This window comes from Pseudomonas sp. BF-RE-25, assembly GCF_019956105.1.
Classification (GTDB): Bacteria; Pseudomonadota; Gammaproteobacteria; order Pseudomonadales; family Pseudomonadaceae; genus Aquipseudomonas; species Aquipseudomonas migulae.
Window position 1 is genome coordinate 39916 of sequence record NZ_JAHBDB010000002.1, and the last position, 15138, is coordinate 55053.

General features: G+C 58.8%; 15 protein-coding genes. 9 read left to right on the forward strand and 6 right to left on the reverse strand.

All coding sequences use genetic code 11. The features are described 5' to 3' along the window. The first annotated feature begins 116 nt into the window (after positions 1-116). Genes KGB24_RS00850 through KGB24_RS00880 form a run of 7 tightly spaced genes read left to right on the forward strand, consistent with a single transcriptional unit; the run spans position 117 to position 6408 of the window. Complete coding sequence (locus tag KGB24_RS00850) at positions 117-794, forward strand: thermostable hemolysin (protein WP_008028066.1); 678 nt, start codon at positions 117-119, stop codon at positions 792-794. Further along, a complete protein-coding gene (locus KGB24_RS00855; protein WP_223414803.1) occupies positions 784-2265 on the forward strand; it encodes an AMP-binding protein in 1482 nt (493 codons plus the stop codon). Before KGB24_RS00850 ends, KGB24_RS00855 begins: the two co-directional genes overlap by 11 nt. Continuing rightward, positions 2262-2936, forward strand: coding sequence for a TenA family transcriptional regulator (locus tag KGB24_RS00860; protein WP_008028063.1), 675 nt, complete (start codon positions 2262-2264; stop codon positions 2934-2936). Before KGB24_RS00855 ends, KGB24_RS00860 begins: the two co-directional genes overlap by 4 nt. Then, entirely contained in the window at positions 2923-3729 is an 807-nt protein-coding gene (locus tag KGB24_RS00865) for an SDR family oxidoreductase (RefSeq protein WP_223414805.1), read from the forward strand. Before KGB24_RS00860 ends, KGB24_RS00865 begins: the two co-directional genes overlap by 14 nt. Then, the gene (locus KGB24_RS00870; RefSeq protein WP_223414807.1) at positions 3726-4370 is read left to right on the forward strand and encodes a tetratricopeptide repeat protein; all 645 of its coding nucleotides are present in this window, start codon (positions 3726-3728) and stop codon (positions 4368-4370) included. The genes KGB24_RS00865 and KGB24_RS00870 overlap by 4 nt, the downstream gene beginning before the upstream one ends. 11 nt (positions 4371-4381) lie before the next feature. Continuing rightward, positions 4382-5044 (forward strand): response regulator, encoded by a 663-nt coding sequence (locus KGB24_RS00875; protein ID WP_223414809.1) that lies wholly within the window; start codon positions 4382-4384, stop codon positions 5042-5044. Then, a complete protein-coding gene (locus KGB24_RS00880) occupies positions 5041-6408 on the forward strand; it encodes a sensor histidine kinase (RefSeq protein WP_223414811.1) in 1368 nt (455 codons plus the stop codon). Before KGB24_RS00875 ends, KGB24_RS00880 begins: the two co-directional genes overlap by 4 nt. A 145-nt stretch (positions 6409-6553) precedes the next feature. Here KGB24_RS00880 and KGB24_RS00885 read toward each other — a convergent pair whose 3' ends face one another. Continuing rightward, a complete protein-coding gene (locus KGB24_RS00885; RefSeq protein ID WP_223414814.1) occupies positions 6554-8110 on the reverse strand; it encodes a methyl-accepting chemotaxis protein in 1557 nt (518 codons plus the stop codon). A 151-nt stretch (positions 8111-8261) separates the two neighbouring features. Here KGB24_RS00885 and KGB24_RS00890 point away from each other — a divergent pair, with 151 nt between their 5' ends. Continuing rightward, the gene (locus KGB24_RS00890) at positions 8262-8498 is read left to right on the forward strand and encodes a hypothetical protein (RefSeq protein ID WP_223414815.1); all 237 of its coding nucleotides are present in this window, start codon (positions 8262-8264) and stop codon (positions 8496-8498) included. Positions 8499-8691: 193 nt separating this feature from the next. Further along, a complete protein-coding gene (locus KGB24_RS00895; RefSeq protein ID WP_223414818.1) occupies positions 8692-9147 on the forward strand; it encodes a VOC family protein in 456 nt (151 codons plus the stop codon). 146 nt (positions 9148-9293) lie between these two features. Here KGB24_RS00895 and KGB24_RS00900 read toward each other — a convergent pair whose 3' ends face one another. The 5 genes from KGB24_RS00900 to KGB24_RS00920 form a co-directional block, all read right to left on the reverse strand. Then, positions 9294-10142 (reverse strand): ureidoglycolate lyase, encoded by an 849-nt coding sequence (locus tag KGB24_RS00900; RefSeq protein WP_223414820.1) that lies wholly within the window; start codon positions 10140-10142, stop codon positions 9294-9296. 38 nt (positions 10143-10180) lie between these two features. Further along, positions 10181-10921, reverse strand: a complete 741-nt coding sequence (locus KGB24_RS00905) for an SDR family oxidoreductase (RefSeq protein WP_223414821.1) — start codon at positions 10919-10921, stop codon at positions 10181-10183. Then, on the reverse strand, positions 10918-12300 hold the full coding sequence (locus KGB24_RS00910; RefSeq protein WP_032832480.1) for an MFS transporter: 1383 nt from the start codon (positions 12298-12300) through the stop codon (positions 10918-10920). Before KGB24_RS00910 ends, KGB24_RS00905 begins: the two co-directional genes overlap by 4 nt. Before the next feature lie 89 nt (positions 12301-12389). Beyond that, positions 12390-13970, reverse strand: coding sequence for an aldehyde dehydrogenase (NADP(+)) (locus KGB24_RS00915; RefSeq protein ID WP_223414822.1), 1581 nt, complete (start codon positions 13968-13970; stop codon positions 12390-12392). Positions 13971-14098: 128 nt separating this feature from the next. Beyond that, positions 14099-15049: a LysR family transcriptional regulator gene (locus KGB24_RS00920; RefSeq protein WP_008024779.1), complete on the reverse strand. Its 951-nt coding sequence runs from the start codon at positions 15047-15049 to the stop codon at positions 14099-14101. Between the last annotated feature and the right edge of the window lie 89 nt (positions 15050-15138).

Sequence of the window (15138 nt, forward strand, 5' to 3'; positions counted from 1 at the left end):
TCAAAACTTAAGACAGTCTGAAGAACAGCGCTCAACGAACCTTTTTCCACCTTCAGACTTCATTAAGAAATGCCTTGGATACTCCCCTCAAACTTACAGAGGGAGGCGTTCCGCCCATGCCCGATTTCGACTGGAACATTGCATTGCCGCTGCACTTCGGCCAGGCAGAAACGCCACAGATTGTCCTGTCCCGCGCCTTACCGGGCGATGAACAGAGACCGGTATTCGAGAACTTTATCCAGCAACGCTTTCGCAAGGTTCACGGTGCAGACATTCGTCATTTCATGCCGCAGTTGTTCGGCATAAGCAGCAGCGACGGCGAACTGTGCGCGGTCGCCGGGGTACGCCTGGGCCGTGACGAGCCGTTGTTTCTGGAGCGTTATCTGGACAAACCGATCCAGACATTGATCAGCGCCGTGGTGGAGCGTCCGGTGGACCCTGCCGGCATTGTCGAGGTCGGCAATCTGGCCGCCACCGACACCGGCAATGCCCGGATGAGCATCATTGCCATCACCTACCTGCTGGCCATGGGCGGGCTGGAATGGGTGGCCTTCACCGGCAACATGGGCCTGGTCAACAGCTTTCACCGACTGGGCCTGAAACCGGTGACCCTCTGCGCCGCCGACCCGCAGCGGCTGGGCGACGACCGGCACAGTTGGGGCAGCTACTACGAAAGCAAACCCTGGGTTCACGTCGGCAACATCCGCGCCGGCTTCATTCATTTGCGCAACATCGGTCTGTTCAGCCGGCTGGGCTTGCCATCGTCCCTTGACGGAGCCTGCCATGTCGCCTGAATGCCAACGATTCGAGCAGGCCTTGCGCAGCCATGCCGAGCGCAAGAGCAACGTCATTGCCCTGTGGGGCGACACCCTGAAAATCGATTACGCCACGCTGTACGCTGAAGTGAAGTACCGCCAGCAACGTCTGCGCGATGAACAGGCAAGCGTCATCGCCCTGGCTCTGGACAACGGCGTCGAGGCCATACTCTGGGACTTGGCCGCGCTGTTCGAAGGCCTTGCTTGCGTGACCTTGCCCCCCTTCTTCAGCCCCGCACAACGTGCCCACTGCCTGGAACAGAGCCAGGCAGAGCGAGTGATTGCCGAACCGGAATTCGAAGCCGAACTGCTCGTTGCCGGGTATGAGAAAAGCGCCGAGTTCTGGCGACGCCCGTTTGCCGGCCCAAGCCCGATGCACCCCGGCACGGCCAAACTGACCTTCACCTCCGGCACCACCGGGACTCCCAAAGGCGTGTGCCTGAGCGCCGACAGCTTGTTGCGGGTAGCGCGGGAACTGGATCAGGCCAGCAAACCCACTGAACCACAGCATCACCTGGCGCTGTTGCCGCTGGCGATCCTGCTGGAAAACCTGGGCTGCTACGCCGCGCTTTACGCCGGTGCCACCCTGAGCCTGCCGAGCCAGAAAACCCTGGGCATCCGGGGCGCCAGCGGCGTCGATGTACCACGCCTGCTCGGTTGCCTGGCCAGTCGTTCGCCCGAGAGCCTGATTCTGGTGCCGCAACTGCTGCTGATGCTGGTCAGCGCAACCGAACAGAACGCGTTCAATCCGCAAACACTGCGCTTTGCCGCCGTCGGTGGCGCACGGGTCTCTAAGGACTTATTGCAACGCGCCCGGCACGTCGGCCTACCGGTCTATGAAGGTTACGGCCTGTCCGAATGCGCTTCGGTCGTCTGCCTCAATCGCCCTGCAGCGTACCGTGCAGGTAGCGTCGGCCGGCCCCTGCCCCACGTCGAAGTGAAACTGGCCGAAGACGGTGAGGTACTGATCAAGGGCTCGCTCTTGCTCGGTTACCTGGGTGAGCCGGCCTACACCGACGAGTGGTGGCACAGCGGCGATCTGGGGGAGTTCGACGCGCAGGGTTTCCTCTTCCTCAACGGTCGCAAAAAGCATCAATTCATCACCAGCTACGGGCGCAACGTCAACCCGGAATGGGTCGAAGCGGAACTCACCCAACGCCAACACATCGCCCAGGCTTTTGTGTATGGCGAGGCCCTGCCGCGAAATCACGCACTGCTGTGGCCCAACCGCCCGGACTGCACGGACGAACAACTGGCTGCTGCCGTTGCCGAAGCCAACGACGCGTTACCCGATTATGCCCAGGTGCATCACTGGACGCGCCTGAATGAACCCTTCACTGCCGCCAATGGCCTGCTGACCGCCAATGGCCGCCCGCGCCGGGACGCCATCGTCGCGTTATACCGCGCACAACTGACCGAATTCCCCCATTCCGAGGAGCCCGCATCATGACGTTTTTCGACACTCTGCAAGAAGCCACTCAACAAGAGCGCCACGAACTGTTCAACCTGCCGATCATCCTCGATGCGCTGCAAGGCCAGGTCAGTCTTGAAAGCTATCGGGCGTTTCTCGCTCAGGCGTACTACCACGTGCGCCATACCGTGCCGCTGATGATGGCGTGCGGCGCGCGCCTGCCCACACGCCTGGAATGGCTGCGCAAGGCGGTGTGTGAATACATCGAGGATGAATACGGCCACGAACAGTGGGTGCTCGACGACATAGCCGCCTGTGGCGGTGATCGCGAAGCGGTGCGCAACGGCCAGCCCTCGCTGCCGATTGAACTGATGGTCGGTTTTCTCTATGACCTGATTGCCCGGGGCAACCCGGTGGGGCTGTTCGGCATGGTCAACGTGCTGGAAGGCACCAGCATCGCCCTGGCGACTCACGCGGCAGGCAGCATCCGTGAGCACTTGGCCTTGCCGGAAAGCGCCTTCAGTTATTTGAGCTCCCACGGTTCGCTGGACATCGAGCATATGCAGACCTATCGCCGGCTCATGAATCAACTCGACGACAGCGCTGACCAGGCCGCCGTGATCCATGCCTCGAAAGTGGTGTACCGGCTTTACGCCGACATGTTCCGCGGTTTGCCGGGCCGCCTGGAAGTCCAACATGCAGCTGCATGAGGCCCGTGTGGTCCTGACCGGCGCGAGTGGCGGTATCGGCATGGAGATCGCCAGCGCACTGTGCGCCGCCGGTGCCCGGGTCCTGGCCGTGGCTCGTCACCAGGAGTCACTGCTGCCGCTGCTCGCGCGCTATCCGCAGAACATGCACTGGGTGGCCGCCGACCTGACGTTGCCCTTTGACCGGCACAAGGTACTGGCCGCCGTTGAGGCCATCGGCGGCATCAACCTGTTGATCAATGCCGCCGGCGTCAATCATTTCGCCATGCTGGAACAGCTCGATGACAGCGACATCAACGCCATGTTGGCGGTCAACGTCAGTGCACCGATTTGCATGACCAAGCTGCTGTTGCCGCAGCTCAAGCAAGCCGACAGTGCCATGGTGGTGAATGTCGGCTCGACCTACGGTTCGATCGGCTACCCCGGTTATGCCAGTTACTGCGCCACCAAGTTTGCCCTGCGCGGTTTTTCCGAAGCCCTGCGCCGGGAATTGGCGGATACCCGGGTCAGTGTTCTGTACGTGGCACCCCGCGCCACCCGCACATCGATGAACAGCGCGGCGGCCCAAGCCCTGAACGATGCCCTCAAGACCAATGTCGACGACCCGAAAACCGTGGCCTCGGCCGTCCTCCACGCAATCGCCGGCGACCACCGCGACCTTTACCTGGGCTGGCCGGAACGTTTTTTCGTGCGTCTCAACAGCCTGTTGCCCAACCTGGTGGATCGAGGCCTGCGCAAGCAATTGCCACTGATCCGCCGTCTGAGCCACAAACCCGAGAACGAGCAAAAACCATGAAAAAAATCTTTGCCTGCCTTTTGATAGGCGCCTTCAGCCAGATCACCTGGGCCCTCGACAGCGCCGACCAGCAACGCCTCTCTGCCCTCCAGCAGAGTTGGGCGCACATTCAATACGAAATGCCGGAAAAACAACGCGAGCAAGCCTTCGAACAACTGGCCGCGCAAGCCTCCGCCTTCAGCCAGGAACGCCCGGCCGTGGCCGAAGCGTGGATCTGGAAAGGCATTGTCACCAGCAGTTGGGCCGGCGCCCAAGGCGGACTCGGAGCATTGGGCAAAGCCAAAGACGCCAAGGCTGACCTGGAAAAATCCCTGACTCTGGACCCCAAAGCCCTGCAAGGCTCGGCTTACACCAGCCTCGGCGCACTGTATGACCGCGTACCCGGCTGGCCCATCGGTTTTGGTGATTCAGACAAGGCCGAACAACTGCTCAAGCTTGCCTTGCAGATGAACCCCAATGGCATCGACAGCCTGTACTTTTGGGGCGATCACCTTTACCGTCAAAAGCGCTACTCTGAGGCCAAGGCAGCGTTGCAAAAGGCGCTGCTGGCCGCCCCTCGCCCCAACCGCGAAACGGCCGACGCCGGGCGCCGCAAAGAGATCGAGACGTTGCTGGTGGACGTAAACAGAAAACTCGACTGACAGGAGTTCGCGTGCGTTTATTACTGATCGAGGATGACGTCGCCCTCGGCGAAGGCATTCACCAGGCCCTCGGGCGCGAAGGCTACACCGTCGACTGGATCAAGGACGGCAGCAGCGCCCTGCATGCCCTGCTCAGTGAAACCTTCGACCTGGCCGTGCTTGATCTCGGCCTGCCGCGCATGGACGGTCTCGAAGTGCTGCGACGCCTGCGCGACAGCGGCTCCAACTTGCCGGTGCTGATACTCACCGCCCGCGATGCCACCGAAGACCGCATCGCCGGGCTGGATGCCGGCGCCGATGACTATTTGATCAAACCGTTCGACCTGGCCGAACTCAAAGCCCGGTTGCGCGCCCTGCTGCGGCGCAGCGCCGGACGCGCTCAAATGCTGATCGAGCACGCCGGCATCAGCCTCAACCCCGGCACGCAGCAGGTCAGCTATCTTGGCCAGCCCGTGGGGCTGACACCCAAGGAATACCAGTTGTTGCACGAATTGCTCTCGCCACCGGGTCGCGTCATGACCCGCGATCATTTGATGCAATTGCTGTACGGCTGGAATGAAGAAGCGGAAAGCAACACCCTGGAAGTGCACATCCATCACCTGCGCAAGAAATTCTCCACCGACTTGATCCGCACCGTTCGTGGTGTGGGCTACCTGGTAGAGGAACGTCAATGACGTCGATCCGTCGCCGTACGCTGACGCTGATCATCGGCTTGATGCTCGCCGGGCTGGCGGTGATCAGCCTGTTTAACGTGCACGACAGCAACCACGAAATCGCCGAGGTCTACGATGCGCAGCTGGCGCAGAATGCCCGCCTGCTGCAAGGCGTGATGCGCATGCCTTTGGCGAGTCAGGAACATGCGGATCTGTACCAGGCGTTCAATGCGGCGCTGGGCGAGGCAGTGCCTCGCGGCGATGGTCATCCGTACGAAAGGAAAATCGCCTTTCAGGTGTGGAATCCCAAAGGTGAAGTGCTGGTGCACACCGCCAGTGCGCCCTCGTTCGGCACTCCACCGAACACACCCGGTTTCAGTGACGTGGTGGATTTGAACAATCGTCACTGGCGTGCCTTTGTCCTTGAAGACAAACAAAATGGCCTGCGTATCTGGGTCGGTGAACGCGACGATGTGCGGGCGGATCTGGTCGATCGCATCGTCCGCCACACCCTGTGGCCGAACATGCTGGGCAGCCTGATCCTCGCGGCGATGGTTTGGCTGGCAATCGGCTGGGGGCTCAAGCCGTTAGCCGATATGGCCGCGACCCTGCGCGCACGCCATAGCGGCTCGCTGGAGCCGCTGCAAATGACACCGCTGCCCAGCGAACTGGAACCGATGCAGGCGGCACTCAACCGTATGCTTGCGCAAATTCAGGACGTACTCGGACGTGAGCGGCGCTTCATTGCCGACGCCGCCCACGAAATGCGCACGCCCTTGGCCGTCTTGCGGGTGCACGCACAAAACCTGCTGGAGGCCGGCACCGAAAATGACCGACGCGAATCACTTGAACACCTGATCGCCGGCGTCGATCGTACCAGCCGGCTGGTCAACCAATTGCTGACCATGGCGCGTCTCGAACCGAAAACGGGAGCCAAAATCCCGCCCCCCATTGACCTGACAGCCACCGTTCGAGAAAGCCTGGTGCAGTTGACTCCCTGGCTTTTGAGCAAAGGACTTGAACTGGTTTTCGATGCGGATGATGACATCGGCCCGGTCAGGATCGATTCGGCCGACATCCATATTGCCTTGAACAATTTAGTGACGAATGCAGCAAACTTTTCACCGGCTCACGGTTTGATCAGCGTGCGCCTGGAAAGAAAAGAAGATCGCTATGAGTTATCCGTCGAGGACGAAGGCCCGGGAATCGAAGAGTCGGAGCGCAATCGGCTCCTTGAGCGTTTTTACAGCCGTGGCAATGGCCAAGGGGCAGGCCTGGGGCTGGCCATCGTCAAGGCAATCGCAGATCGTACGGGAGGGGAAATCAAGCTGGAAAATCGAACGCCAACGGGGACCCGTGCGACGTTAGTGATTTGTCCTCGCTAAGTTGAGTTTGAATTAGCAAGACCGGTTGGGGCGCAAGGGAGCGGCCCCTATCCGGGAGCGCTCCCTGTTGCAATTCGCCACAATACTTACCTACATGCACTGCGACAGCGTAATGGTTGCGAACGCCAGACAAACCCTAATCGATTCACAACTTGAAGCGTGTAACAAGCCCCTCTAACTCGTGCCCAAGACGAGCCAGCTCGACACTCGAAGACGCAGTTTCTTCGCTCGCTTCAGCGGTTTGATCGGATATATCACGCACATTGATTACACTTCGATTTATTTCTTCGGCCACCGCACTTTGCTGTTCTGATGCTGCGGCAATCTGTTGATTCATCAACTGAATAGTGGATACCGAGCGAGTAATATCCTCCAACGAGCTGACCGCACTGCGTGTAAATTCGACGCTACTTTTACTCATTTCAAGGCTGCTTTCCATGCTAAGGAAAACTGTATTCGTACTGGTTTGAATGCCCACTACAAGGCTTTCAATTTCTTCAGTGGATTGCTGAGTGCGCAAAGCGAGGTTGCGCACTTCATCCGCCACTACAGCAAAACCTCTCCCGGCTTCCCCCGCTCGGGCAGCCTCTATCGCAGCGTTCAACGCGAGCAGGTTAGTTTGCTGCGCTACCGCCTTGATAACGTCCAACACACCGCCGATCTTATCGCTTTGCTCCTTCAATTTTCCGACCGCGTCCGCGGAGTGACCGACTTCCAGAGCAAGGTGCTGAATCTGGACAATAGCGTCTGCAACCACTTTTTCTCCTGCTTGAGCATGTTGATCGGTAGTCGCGGCTGCCTGCGCAGCTTCTTCGGCATTTCGAGCAACATCCTGCACGGTTGCGGCCATTTCATGCATCGCTGTTGCAACGCGATCGGTCTCCGATTTCTGATTATTGACGCCTGCACTTGTCTGCTCAGTGACCGCCGACAACTGTTCAGCAGCGCTGGCAACCTGAACAACACCCGTGTGAATACCGCCAATCAATTCGCGAAGGCTGAGTATCAGCTGCTTCAGGCCTGACTGCAGCTGGCCTAGTTCGTCACGCCGTTCAACGACTAAATCCTGGCTCAAATCCCCCTTCGCAAGTGCCTCCATGACTTTGAGCGTCTGTCGCAACGGCGTGACGATTTGTTGGTAAATAACCCAAGCAATCAGCGCCCCCATTAAAAATGCTATGGCCGCTACAAAACTCAACAATGCTTTAGCAGAGTTCGCATCTGCATTGCGCTTAGTGTCCTGAGAGTCGATTAATTTTTGAGCGGTATTAAGCAAATCATCGCCCAACTGAGCCATCTGCTCATACAGAGGCCCCACATTGGCATCCGGAATGCTTAGTTCCCGGAGGATACGTTGATAGTGCTCAGCCGACTTAATCTGCCGTTCAACTAACTCGAGATCATAGGCTGAAGCTAAACTTCCCTTAAGATTCGCGAGGTGCTCGGCCATTCGATCTAGTATTTGCTGAAGAGACTGTAATGACTCAGCTTGCCTGTTTGAGCCTAAACGCAAGCGCTGGATTCGCAGGTCCCGCGTATCATCACTTACCAGGGTAATTTCCTTAACTTTAATACCGCGATCAATCAGGGTATCAAGGGCATGCCAACCGGCCGCAACCAATAGCAACGCAGCTACTAATACAGCACCAAAGCCCAACCCAAGTTTCGCCCCGACACGGACATTGCTAATCCAGCCAAACATAATTACTCCGACTCACTGATATAGGCGCAAGAAAGCGACCAGATAGATATCGATCCGAACTTGATTCCCTGCATTAGCCATTGGTCGTATATCGCCAACCGATTCCAACCCAGTACATTAAAGTCCAATTCGAACAGTGAAGATCGATTGAATGCCGAGATTTCCGGATGGAACGACATCACATTCAGCAGATACAACCATCTTGAACTTGGTGAAGGAAATAAAGATCGCCAGAGAGAACTGGCAGAATACGGCCAGTCTGTTTGCCAATGCCTGCGATGATGTCTGGCTTTCGAAAATGGGCGAAATTGAACGCCTGGAATCTCACTATCGATCTCTTCAGGATCAGCTTTGCCACCATATTGAACAGTCTTTTAAGGTTGAATAACCTGAAACCAGTCTTACAGGATGGACGAATACGGGTAACGCATTAAAAGATCGCAATTGGGTTCAAGATTCAGATCACCCCATTTTCTCAGCCATTGCTCAATAGACGCCACTGCGACAACGCCTCATGACACCCCCTCGAATTCCGAGGATACGGTGATTATCATGGAGGCCGGTTCGGAAGGAGGCATGCAATGGAATTGAAATTCAGCCACGTCGATGTACTCGTCAACAATCTCGATGAAGCCTGCACGTACTACGCACACATACTGAAAGCCAGAATCTCCAGAACGCTCGTCTGGGAGCGCGGTGGTCTGCACGTGCGCTACGCGATTGCGCTGATCGGTCAAGAGCGCTTCATGCTGGTACAGCCGTTGGCGGGAAACCTGAAAGAGCTATTGGACGCCTCGGGCGAAGGGATGATTTATCGCCACTGCTACTCGACACCGGACATCGAGAAAGCCTATGACGAATTGATGGTCGCCGGTGTTCAGCCTGAAGACGAAAACGGACAGCCATTGGCCCGCGCAAACCTGCAATCCCCGTCCGGGGCTCGCATCATCTGGCTACCCAAGCGCTTCGGGCATTTCTCTATCGAAATTCTGGAAGAAAAGGCGCTGGAGGCATTTGTCGAGGATGCGTTTTCCTGAGAGACATCTGCGATGTAACCGGCGAGAAAAACGACAAAGCCCCGATTGCTCGGGGCTTTGTCATTTCTGGTGTTTGGGAAAGCTGCCAGCCCACGCCGCTCATCAGAAAGGAAACGAGTTCAGCAATCGCCCGGCATTTGCTTGCCTCAATCCGCCTGCACGGTGACTTGCTGCTGTTCACCCAACCCCGCGATGCCCAGGCGAATGGTCTGCCCCGGACGCAGGAAAACCGGCTGTGGCTTGATGCCCAGCCCAACGCCCGGTGGCGTACCCGTCGAAATCACATCGCCAGGTTGCAGGCTCATGCAACGACTCAGGTAAGCAATCAGTTGCGGCACGTTGAAGATCAGCGTCCGCGTATTCCCTTGCTGGTAGCGGTGTCCGTCGACATCGAGCCACAGGTCCAGCGCATGCGGATCGGCGATTTCATCGCGGGTTACCAGCCACGGGCCGAGCGGACCGAAGGTGTCGAAGCCTTTGCCCTTGTCCCAGGTGCCGCCCCGCTCCAGTTGCCATTCGCGCTCAGAGACATCGTTGATCACGCAGTAGCCGGCGACATGCTCCATGGCGTTGGCTTCATCGATGTTGCGCCCGCCTTTGCCGATGACCACGCCGAGTTCGACTTCCCAATCGGTCTTCTTTGAACCGCGCGGGATCTCGATGTTGTCGTTCGGACCACAGATGGCACTGGTCCATTTGTTGAAGATGATCGGCTCTTTCGGCACTTCCATGTTCGACTCGGCCGCATGGTCGGCGTAGTTCAGACCAATGCAGACGAATTTGCCGACCTGGCCGACGCAGGCGCCTATCCGTGGCTTACCGGCAACGATGGGCAGGCTGGACGGATCGATGGCGGCAAGCGTTGCCAGGCTTTCCGGGCTCAGGGCCAGTCCGGCGATATCCGGTACATGCGCCGAGAGGTCGCGGATCTGATTATCGGCATCCAGCAGGCCCGGTTTTTCCGAACCTTTTTCGCCATAACGCAACAGTTTCATTTAGTTCTCCTGCTCAAACCGAAAGTGCGAAGCGGGTTTCAGATGCTCATGCCGCCATCGATGACATGCACACCGCCTGTGGTATAGGCGGACGCATCGCTGCCCAGGTACAAAGCCAACTGGGCGATCTCGTCGGCACTGCCGATGCGACCCATGGGTTGGCGGTCAAGGAATTGCTGGTAGACCCGTGCTTCGTCGACGCCTTGTTGTGCAGCCTGTGCGGCAATGCGCTGACGCAGCGACGGCGATTCCACGGTACCGGGGCAAATGGCGTTGCAGCGAATGCCCTGACTGATGAAGTCGGCGGCAACCGCCTTGGTCAGCCCTACCACCGCCGCTTTGCTGGCAGCATAGGCAAAACGGTTGGGCACGCCCTTGATGCTGGAAACCACCGATGACATGTTGATGACTGATCCACCTCCGCGTTCCAGCATGCCCGGCAGGAACGCGCGGATCATGCGGTACATGGCGGTGACGTTGATGTCCATCGACCGCGCCCAGTCCGCTTCATCGCATTCGAGAATGTTGCCACTGTGCACGTAGCCCGCGCAGTTGAACAGCACGTCCAGTGCGCCGATGCGCTCACTGATTTCGCTGATGGCGGTGGTCGAGGTCACGTCCAGGGTAATCGCCGTTATGCCTTCAAGCCCTTCCAGCCTGCTGATATCGAGGTCCGTGGCAAACACTTCGGCACCGGCCCGGGCAAAGGCAATGGCGCTGGCCATGCCGATACCCTGCCCCGCCGCCGTGATCAGCACCCGTTTGTTCTGCAGGTTCATGCAGCCTCCAGCTTCGCGGTGAGGGGTGCTGTTTTAGGGGTTCTGCCGAGCATCGACGCGGGAATGGCGAGGATCAGCCCGCCGCTGACGAACAAGCACAGCGCCAGAACGTAGGTGCCGTTGTTGATATTGCCGGTCAGGTTTTCAGCGACGGCGGTGATCATCGAGCCGGTGAAACCGGAGAGGTTGCCGAAGGCGTTGATCATGCCGATACCCGCCGCAGCGGCGACGCCGGAAAGCACGGTCCCTGGCAGGGTCCAGTAAATCGGCATCAGGCTGAGGATCCCCGAGGCAGATACGCTGAGGAACAACACGGACAACACCAGGTTGTCGGCGAAATACGCGCTCAGAATCAACCCCAAACCACCGATGAAGGCCGGAATCGCCGCGTGCATACGACGCTCACCGGTCCGGTTGGAGTGCCGTGCGTTGAGCAGCATCGCAACCGTGGCAATCGAATAGGGAATGGCGGTCAGGAGGCCAATGTGCAAGCTGTTGGTGATGCCCGTGCTCTTGATGATCGAAGGCATCCAGAACGCCAGGCCGTAGAAGCCGGTGTTGAAGGTCAGCAGAATGAGCACCAGCAACCACACCCGCGGATTGAAAAACACCTCGCTCAGGCGCGAAGCCTTGCCCTGGTTATCGGTTTGCAGATTGGCCTTGAGCAAGGCTTTCTCCGCAGCGGACAGCCATTTGGCGGAGTCGATGTTGTTGGCCAGGCAGACGATGACGACGAACGCCATGATGATCGAGGGAATGCCTTCGATGATCAGCATCCATTGCCATCCGGACATGCCCTGCACGCCTTGCATGCTGCTCATCAACCAACCGGAAAGGATCCCGCCCAGGGTCAGGCTGACCGGCAATGCCATCAGGAACCCGGACATCACCCGGCTTTGCCGATGGGTCGGAAACCAGTAGTTGAGGTACAGAATCACACCCGGGAAAAAGCCGGCTTCACAGATGCCCAACAAGAAGCGCAGCACGTAGAACATCGTGCTCGATTCGATGTGGAAGAAACCCGCCAGCGGTACGGTGAACGCCACGGCCATGGAGATCACGGCCCAGGTCAACATGATCCGGGCAATCCAGAAGCGCGCGCCGTAGCGATGAAGCAACAGGTTGCTTGGCACTTCAAACAGGAAGTAGCCCCAGAAGAACATACTGGCGCCCAAGGCATAGACGGTGTTGCTGAACTGCAGCTCGTTGAGCATGTCGAGCTTGGCAAAGCCGATATTGACCCGGTCCAGGTAAGCCGCCATGTAACACAGGAGCAGGACAGGAAGAATTCGCCAGATCACCTTGCGGTAGGTCCGGTCTTCAAATTCGAGTGCGCTGGCCTGCGCCTGCGCGGGCAATTGCTCGGATATCGTTTGCATGAGGTAACCCCTGGGCATGTGGACATGCCTGATTGTTTTTATCGAATGGGTCAGGCCGAGTGAACCGTTCACTCGGCATAGCGCAATGACTAGAGTGCTTCGGTGGTTTTTTCTCCGTTGACCAGGCGCGTCAGTCCCAATGGATTGCGGTTTTTCAGCGCGTCAGGAAGCAAGGCGTCCGGGAAGTTCTGGTAGCACACCGGACGCAGGAAGCGATCGATGGCCAATGTGCCAACCGAGGTGCCACGGGCATCGGATGTCGCCGGCCAAGGACCGCCGTGGACCATGGCATCGCAGACTTCCACACCGGTGGGGTAACCATTGACCAGTACGCGACCGACTTTTTGCTCAAGCAGCGCCACCAGGTCGGCGGACTGTTCCAGCTCTGCCGGCTCCCCCAGCAAGGTCGCGGTCAGTTGGCCGCGTAAACCGTGCAAGGCCGCCAACAGTTCGGCCCGATCGGCCACCTCGACCACCACGGTGGCCGGACCGAAGATTTCTTCCTGCAGCAACTCGTTGCCCGTCAGCAGCAGGCTGGCATCGGCCTGGAACAATTGCGCCTGCGCCTTGTTACCCTGCTGAGCCGGCCCTGCCAGATGAATGATCTGCGGATGCGCCAGCAACGTTTCGCAACCGTGAACGTAACTGCGCAGGCCGCCCGCATTGAGCATGGTTTGCGCGGGCTGATCAGCCATCAAGGCACTGAGCGTCTGCACAAAGTGGCTGAAGGCCGGTGAGCGAATGCCGATGACCAGACCGGGATTGGTGCAGAACTGCCCCGCGCCCATGACCACCGACGCCGCCAGTTCGGTAGCGATGCGCTCGCCGCGCACTTGCAGTGCCTCGGGCAGGACCAGTACCGGGTTGATGCTGCTCATCTCGGCAAATACCGGGATCGGTTGCGGGCGGGCGGCGGCCATGTCGCACAGCGCCCTGCCGCCCTTGAGTGAACCGGTGAAACCGACGGCCTGAATCAGCGGATGCTTGACCAGCGTTTCACCCACACCAGCCCCGAAGATCATGTTGAACACGCCCTCGGGCATGCTGGTATGCTCGGCGGCGCGAACGATGGCTTCGGCCACTCGTTCGGCGGTCGCCATGTGTCCGCTGTGGGCTTTGAACACCACCGGGCAACCGGCAGCGAGCGCAGCCGCGGTGTCACCTCCAGCGGTAGAAAATGCCAACGGAAAGTTACTGGCGCCGAACACCGCCACCGGGCCGACACCCAGGCGACACTGACGCAGATCGACGCGCGGCAAGGGTTGGCGTGCCGGGAGTGGCAGATCGATGCGTGCACCGTAGAAGTCACCGCGACGCAGGGTCTGGGCGAACAGGCGCATCTGGCCGCTGGTGCGAGCGCGTTCGCCCTGGATGCGTGCCGCTGGCAAAGCGGTTTCCTGGCAGACCAGGGCAACGAAATCATCGCCCAGTGCATCCAGCTCTGTGGCAATGGCCTCAAGGAACTCGGCACGACGGGCGGCCGGCAGATTGCGATAAACCGGATAGGCCTGGGCGGCGGCCGTTGCCGCGGCGTCCACTTCCTCGACCGTGGCCTGAATGAAGGCCGTGGGCAAAGGTTGCCCGGTCGTCGCATCAACGCTGTGCAACACCACCGATCCGGCGGCGCTGCGGCCTCCCGCGATGAAATTGTGTCCGGACAGTTCGGGCATGACAGTCTCCTGACCCTGATTGAAAGCTGGTCGCTACTGTACTGTCGCGAATCGATTCTTTCCCAATGGCATTTTTGGATTAACCGATAACGATCCGTTATCGAAATGACCGATAAACCCCATCGTATTTAACTCGCCGAATCGTTGTTCAAACGGGCGTTGTCCTTGAGTATTTCGGCAAACTCCAGAGCCGCTCCCACCAGTTGCTCGCCCTTGCGGGTGAGGATGCCGTAGTCCTGCGGGACCAAATGCAAAGGCGTATCCAGCGTCTTGAGCTGACCGCTTTCGAGCAGTGGGTTGACCATGGCATTGGGCAGCATCCCGATCATCGGCCCACGCTGCAGCACCTGGAGGAAGGTCTGCATCGAAATGGTGTCGACGGTGTTGCGGGGCATGCCCACGCCGGCTTCGGCGAACGCGAGTTCCATGCGCCCGCGAATCGGCGTACCCACCGGGTAAAGAATCCATGGCAAGTCCACCAGTTGCTCCAACGAGATGGGGCCGACACCTGCCAGCGGGTGCCGGTCGTTGACCACAATGCAGAACGGTTCGGGAGCCAGCGGTTGAAAGTCGTACCGCTGTTGCTGGCTCTGATCGGTGAAACGGGCGATGGCCAGGTCCAGCTTCTTCTCTTCAAGCATTTCCATCAGGTGGTTACTGGTTTGCTCCACCACCTCGATCGACAGCAATGGCCAACGCTGTTTGATCTGCAAGATCGCCTCGGGCAGGGCCACCGCCGTAGCGGCAAATATTCCGCCGACCTTGAGGTGACCGTGCCCCCCTTCGCGCAGGCTGCTGATTTGCTCGACGAACGAGCGCGCATCGTTCAAGGCAATTTGCGCATAGCGCAGCACATGCTCGCCCAGCGCCGTGGGCGGCATGGCCCGTGGTTGGCGCTCGAACAAGGCGAAACCGAGCAGGCTTTCGATCTCTTTGAGCATCTTGCTGATGGCCGGCTGGCTGAGGTTCATCTGTTGCGCCGCCAGGTGCATGTTACGGGTGCGCCCCAACGTGTCGATCAGCAGCAAATGCCTGAACTTGAGCCAACCGCAGAAACTGGAGAAGGACAGATCTGACATGAACACGCCTCGCACAGGTAATAACCGCAAGTTATCGAATACTGAATTTATCTCATTGGAGTTTATCGACTGTCCGTCCTAGCGTGAAG

What these genes read in the sequence shown, in the direction of transcription:
- KGB24_RS00920 (WP_008024779.1), bottom strand. Translation starts at nt 15,049, where the DNA reads ATGTCAGATCTGTCCTTCTCCAGTTTCTGCGGTTGGCTCAAGTTCAGG.
- KGB24_RS00880 (WP_223414811.1), top strand. Translation starts at nt 5,041, where the DNA reads ATGACGTCGATCCGTCGCCGTACGCTGACGCTGATCATCGGCTTGATG.
- KGB24_RS00860 (WP_008028063.1), top strand. Translation starts at nt 2,262, where the DNA reads ATGACGTTTTTCGACACTCTGCAAGAAGCCACTCAACAAGAGCGCCAC.
- KGB24_RS00870 (WP_223414807.1), top strand. Translation starts at nt 3,726, where the DNA reads ATGAAAAAAATCTTTGCCTGCCTTTTGATAGGCGCCTTCAGCCAGATC.
- KGB24_RS00850 (WP_008028066.1), top strand. Translation starts at nt 117, where the DNA reads ATGCCCGATTTCGACTGGAACATTGCATTGCCGCTGCACTTCGGCCAG.
- KGB24_RS00900 (WP_223414820.1), bottom strand. Translation starts at nt 10,142, where the DNA reads ATGAAACTGTTGCGTTATGGCGAAAAAGGTTCGGAAAAACCGGGCCTG.
- KGB24_RS00890 (WP_223414815.1), top strand. Translation starts at nt 8,262, where the DNA reads ATGCCGAGATTTCCGGATGGAACGACATCACATTCAGCAGATACAACC.
- KGB24_RS00895 (WP_223414818.1), top strand. Translation starts at nt 8,692, where the DNA reads ATGGAATTGAAATTCAGCCACGTCGATGTACTCGTCAACAATCTCGAT.
- KGB24_RS00910 (WP_032832480.1), bottom strand. Translation starts at nt 12,300, where the DNA reads ATGCAAACGATATCCGAGCAATTGCCCGCGCAGGCGCAGGCCAGCGCA.
- KGB24_RS00915 (WP_223414822.1), bottom strand. Translation starts at nt 13,970, where the DNA reads ATGCCCGAACTGTCCGGACACAATTTCATCGCGGGAGGCCGCAGCGCC.
- KGB24_RS00905 (WP_223414821.1), bottom strand. Translation starts at nt 10,921, where the DNA reads ATGAACCTGCAGAACAAACGGGTGCTGATCACGGCGGCGGGGCAGGGT.
- KGB24_RS00885 (WP_223414814.1), bottom strand. Translation starts at nt 8,110, where the DNA reads ATGTTTGGCTGGATTAGCAATGTCCGTGTCGGGGCGAAACTTGGGTTG.
- KGB24_RS00855 (WP_223414803.1), top strand. Translation starts at nt 784, where the DNA reads ATGTCGCCTGAATGCCAACGATTCGAGCAGGCCTTGCGCAGCCATGCC.
- KGB24_RS00865 (WP_223414805.1), top strand. Translation starts at nt 2,923, where the DNA reads ATGCAGCTGCATGAGGCCCGTGTGGTCCTGACCGGCGCGAGTGGCGGT.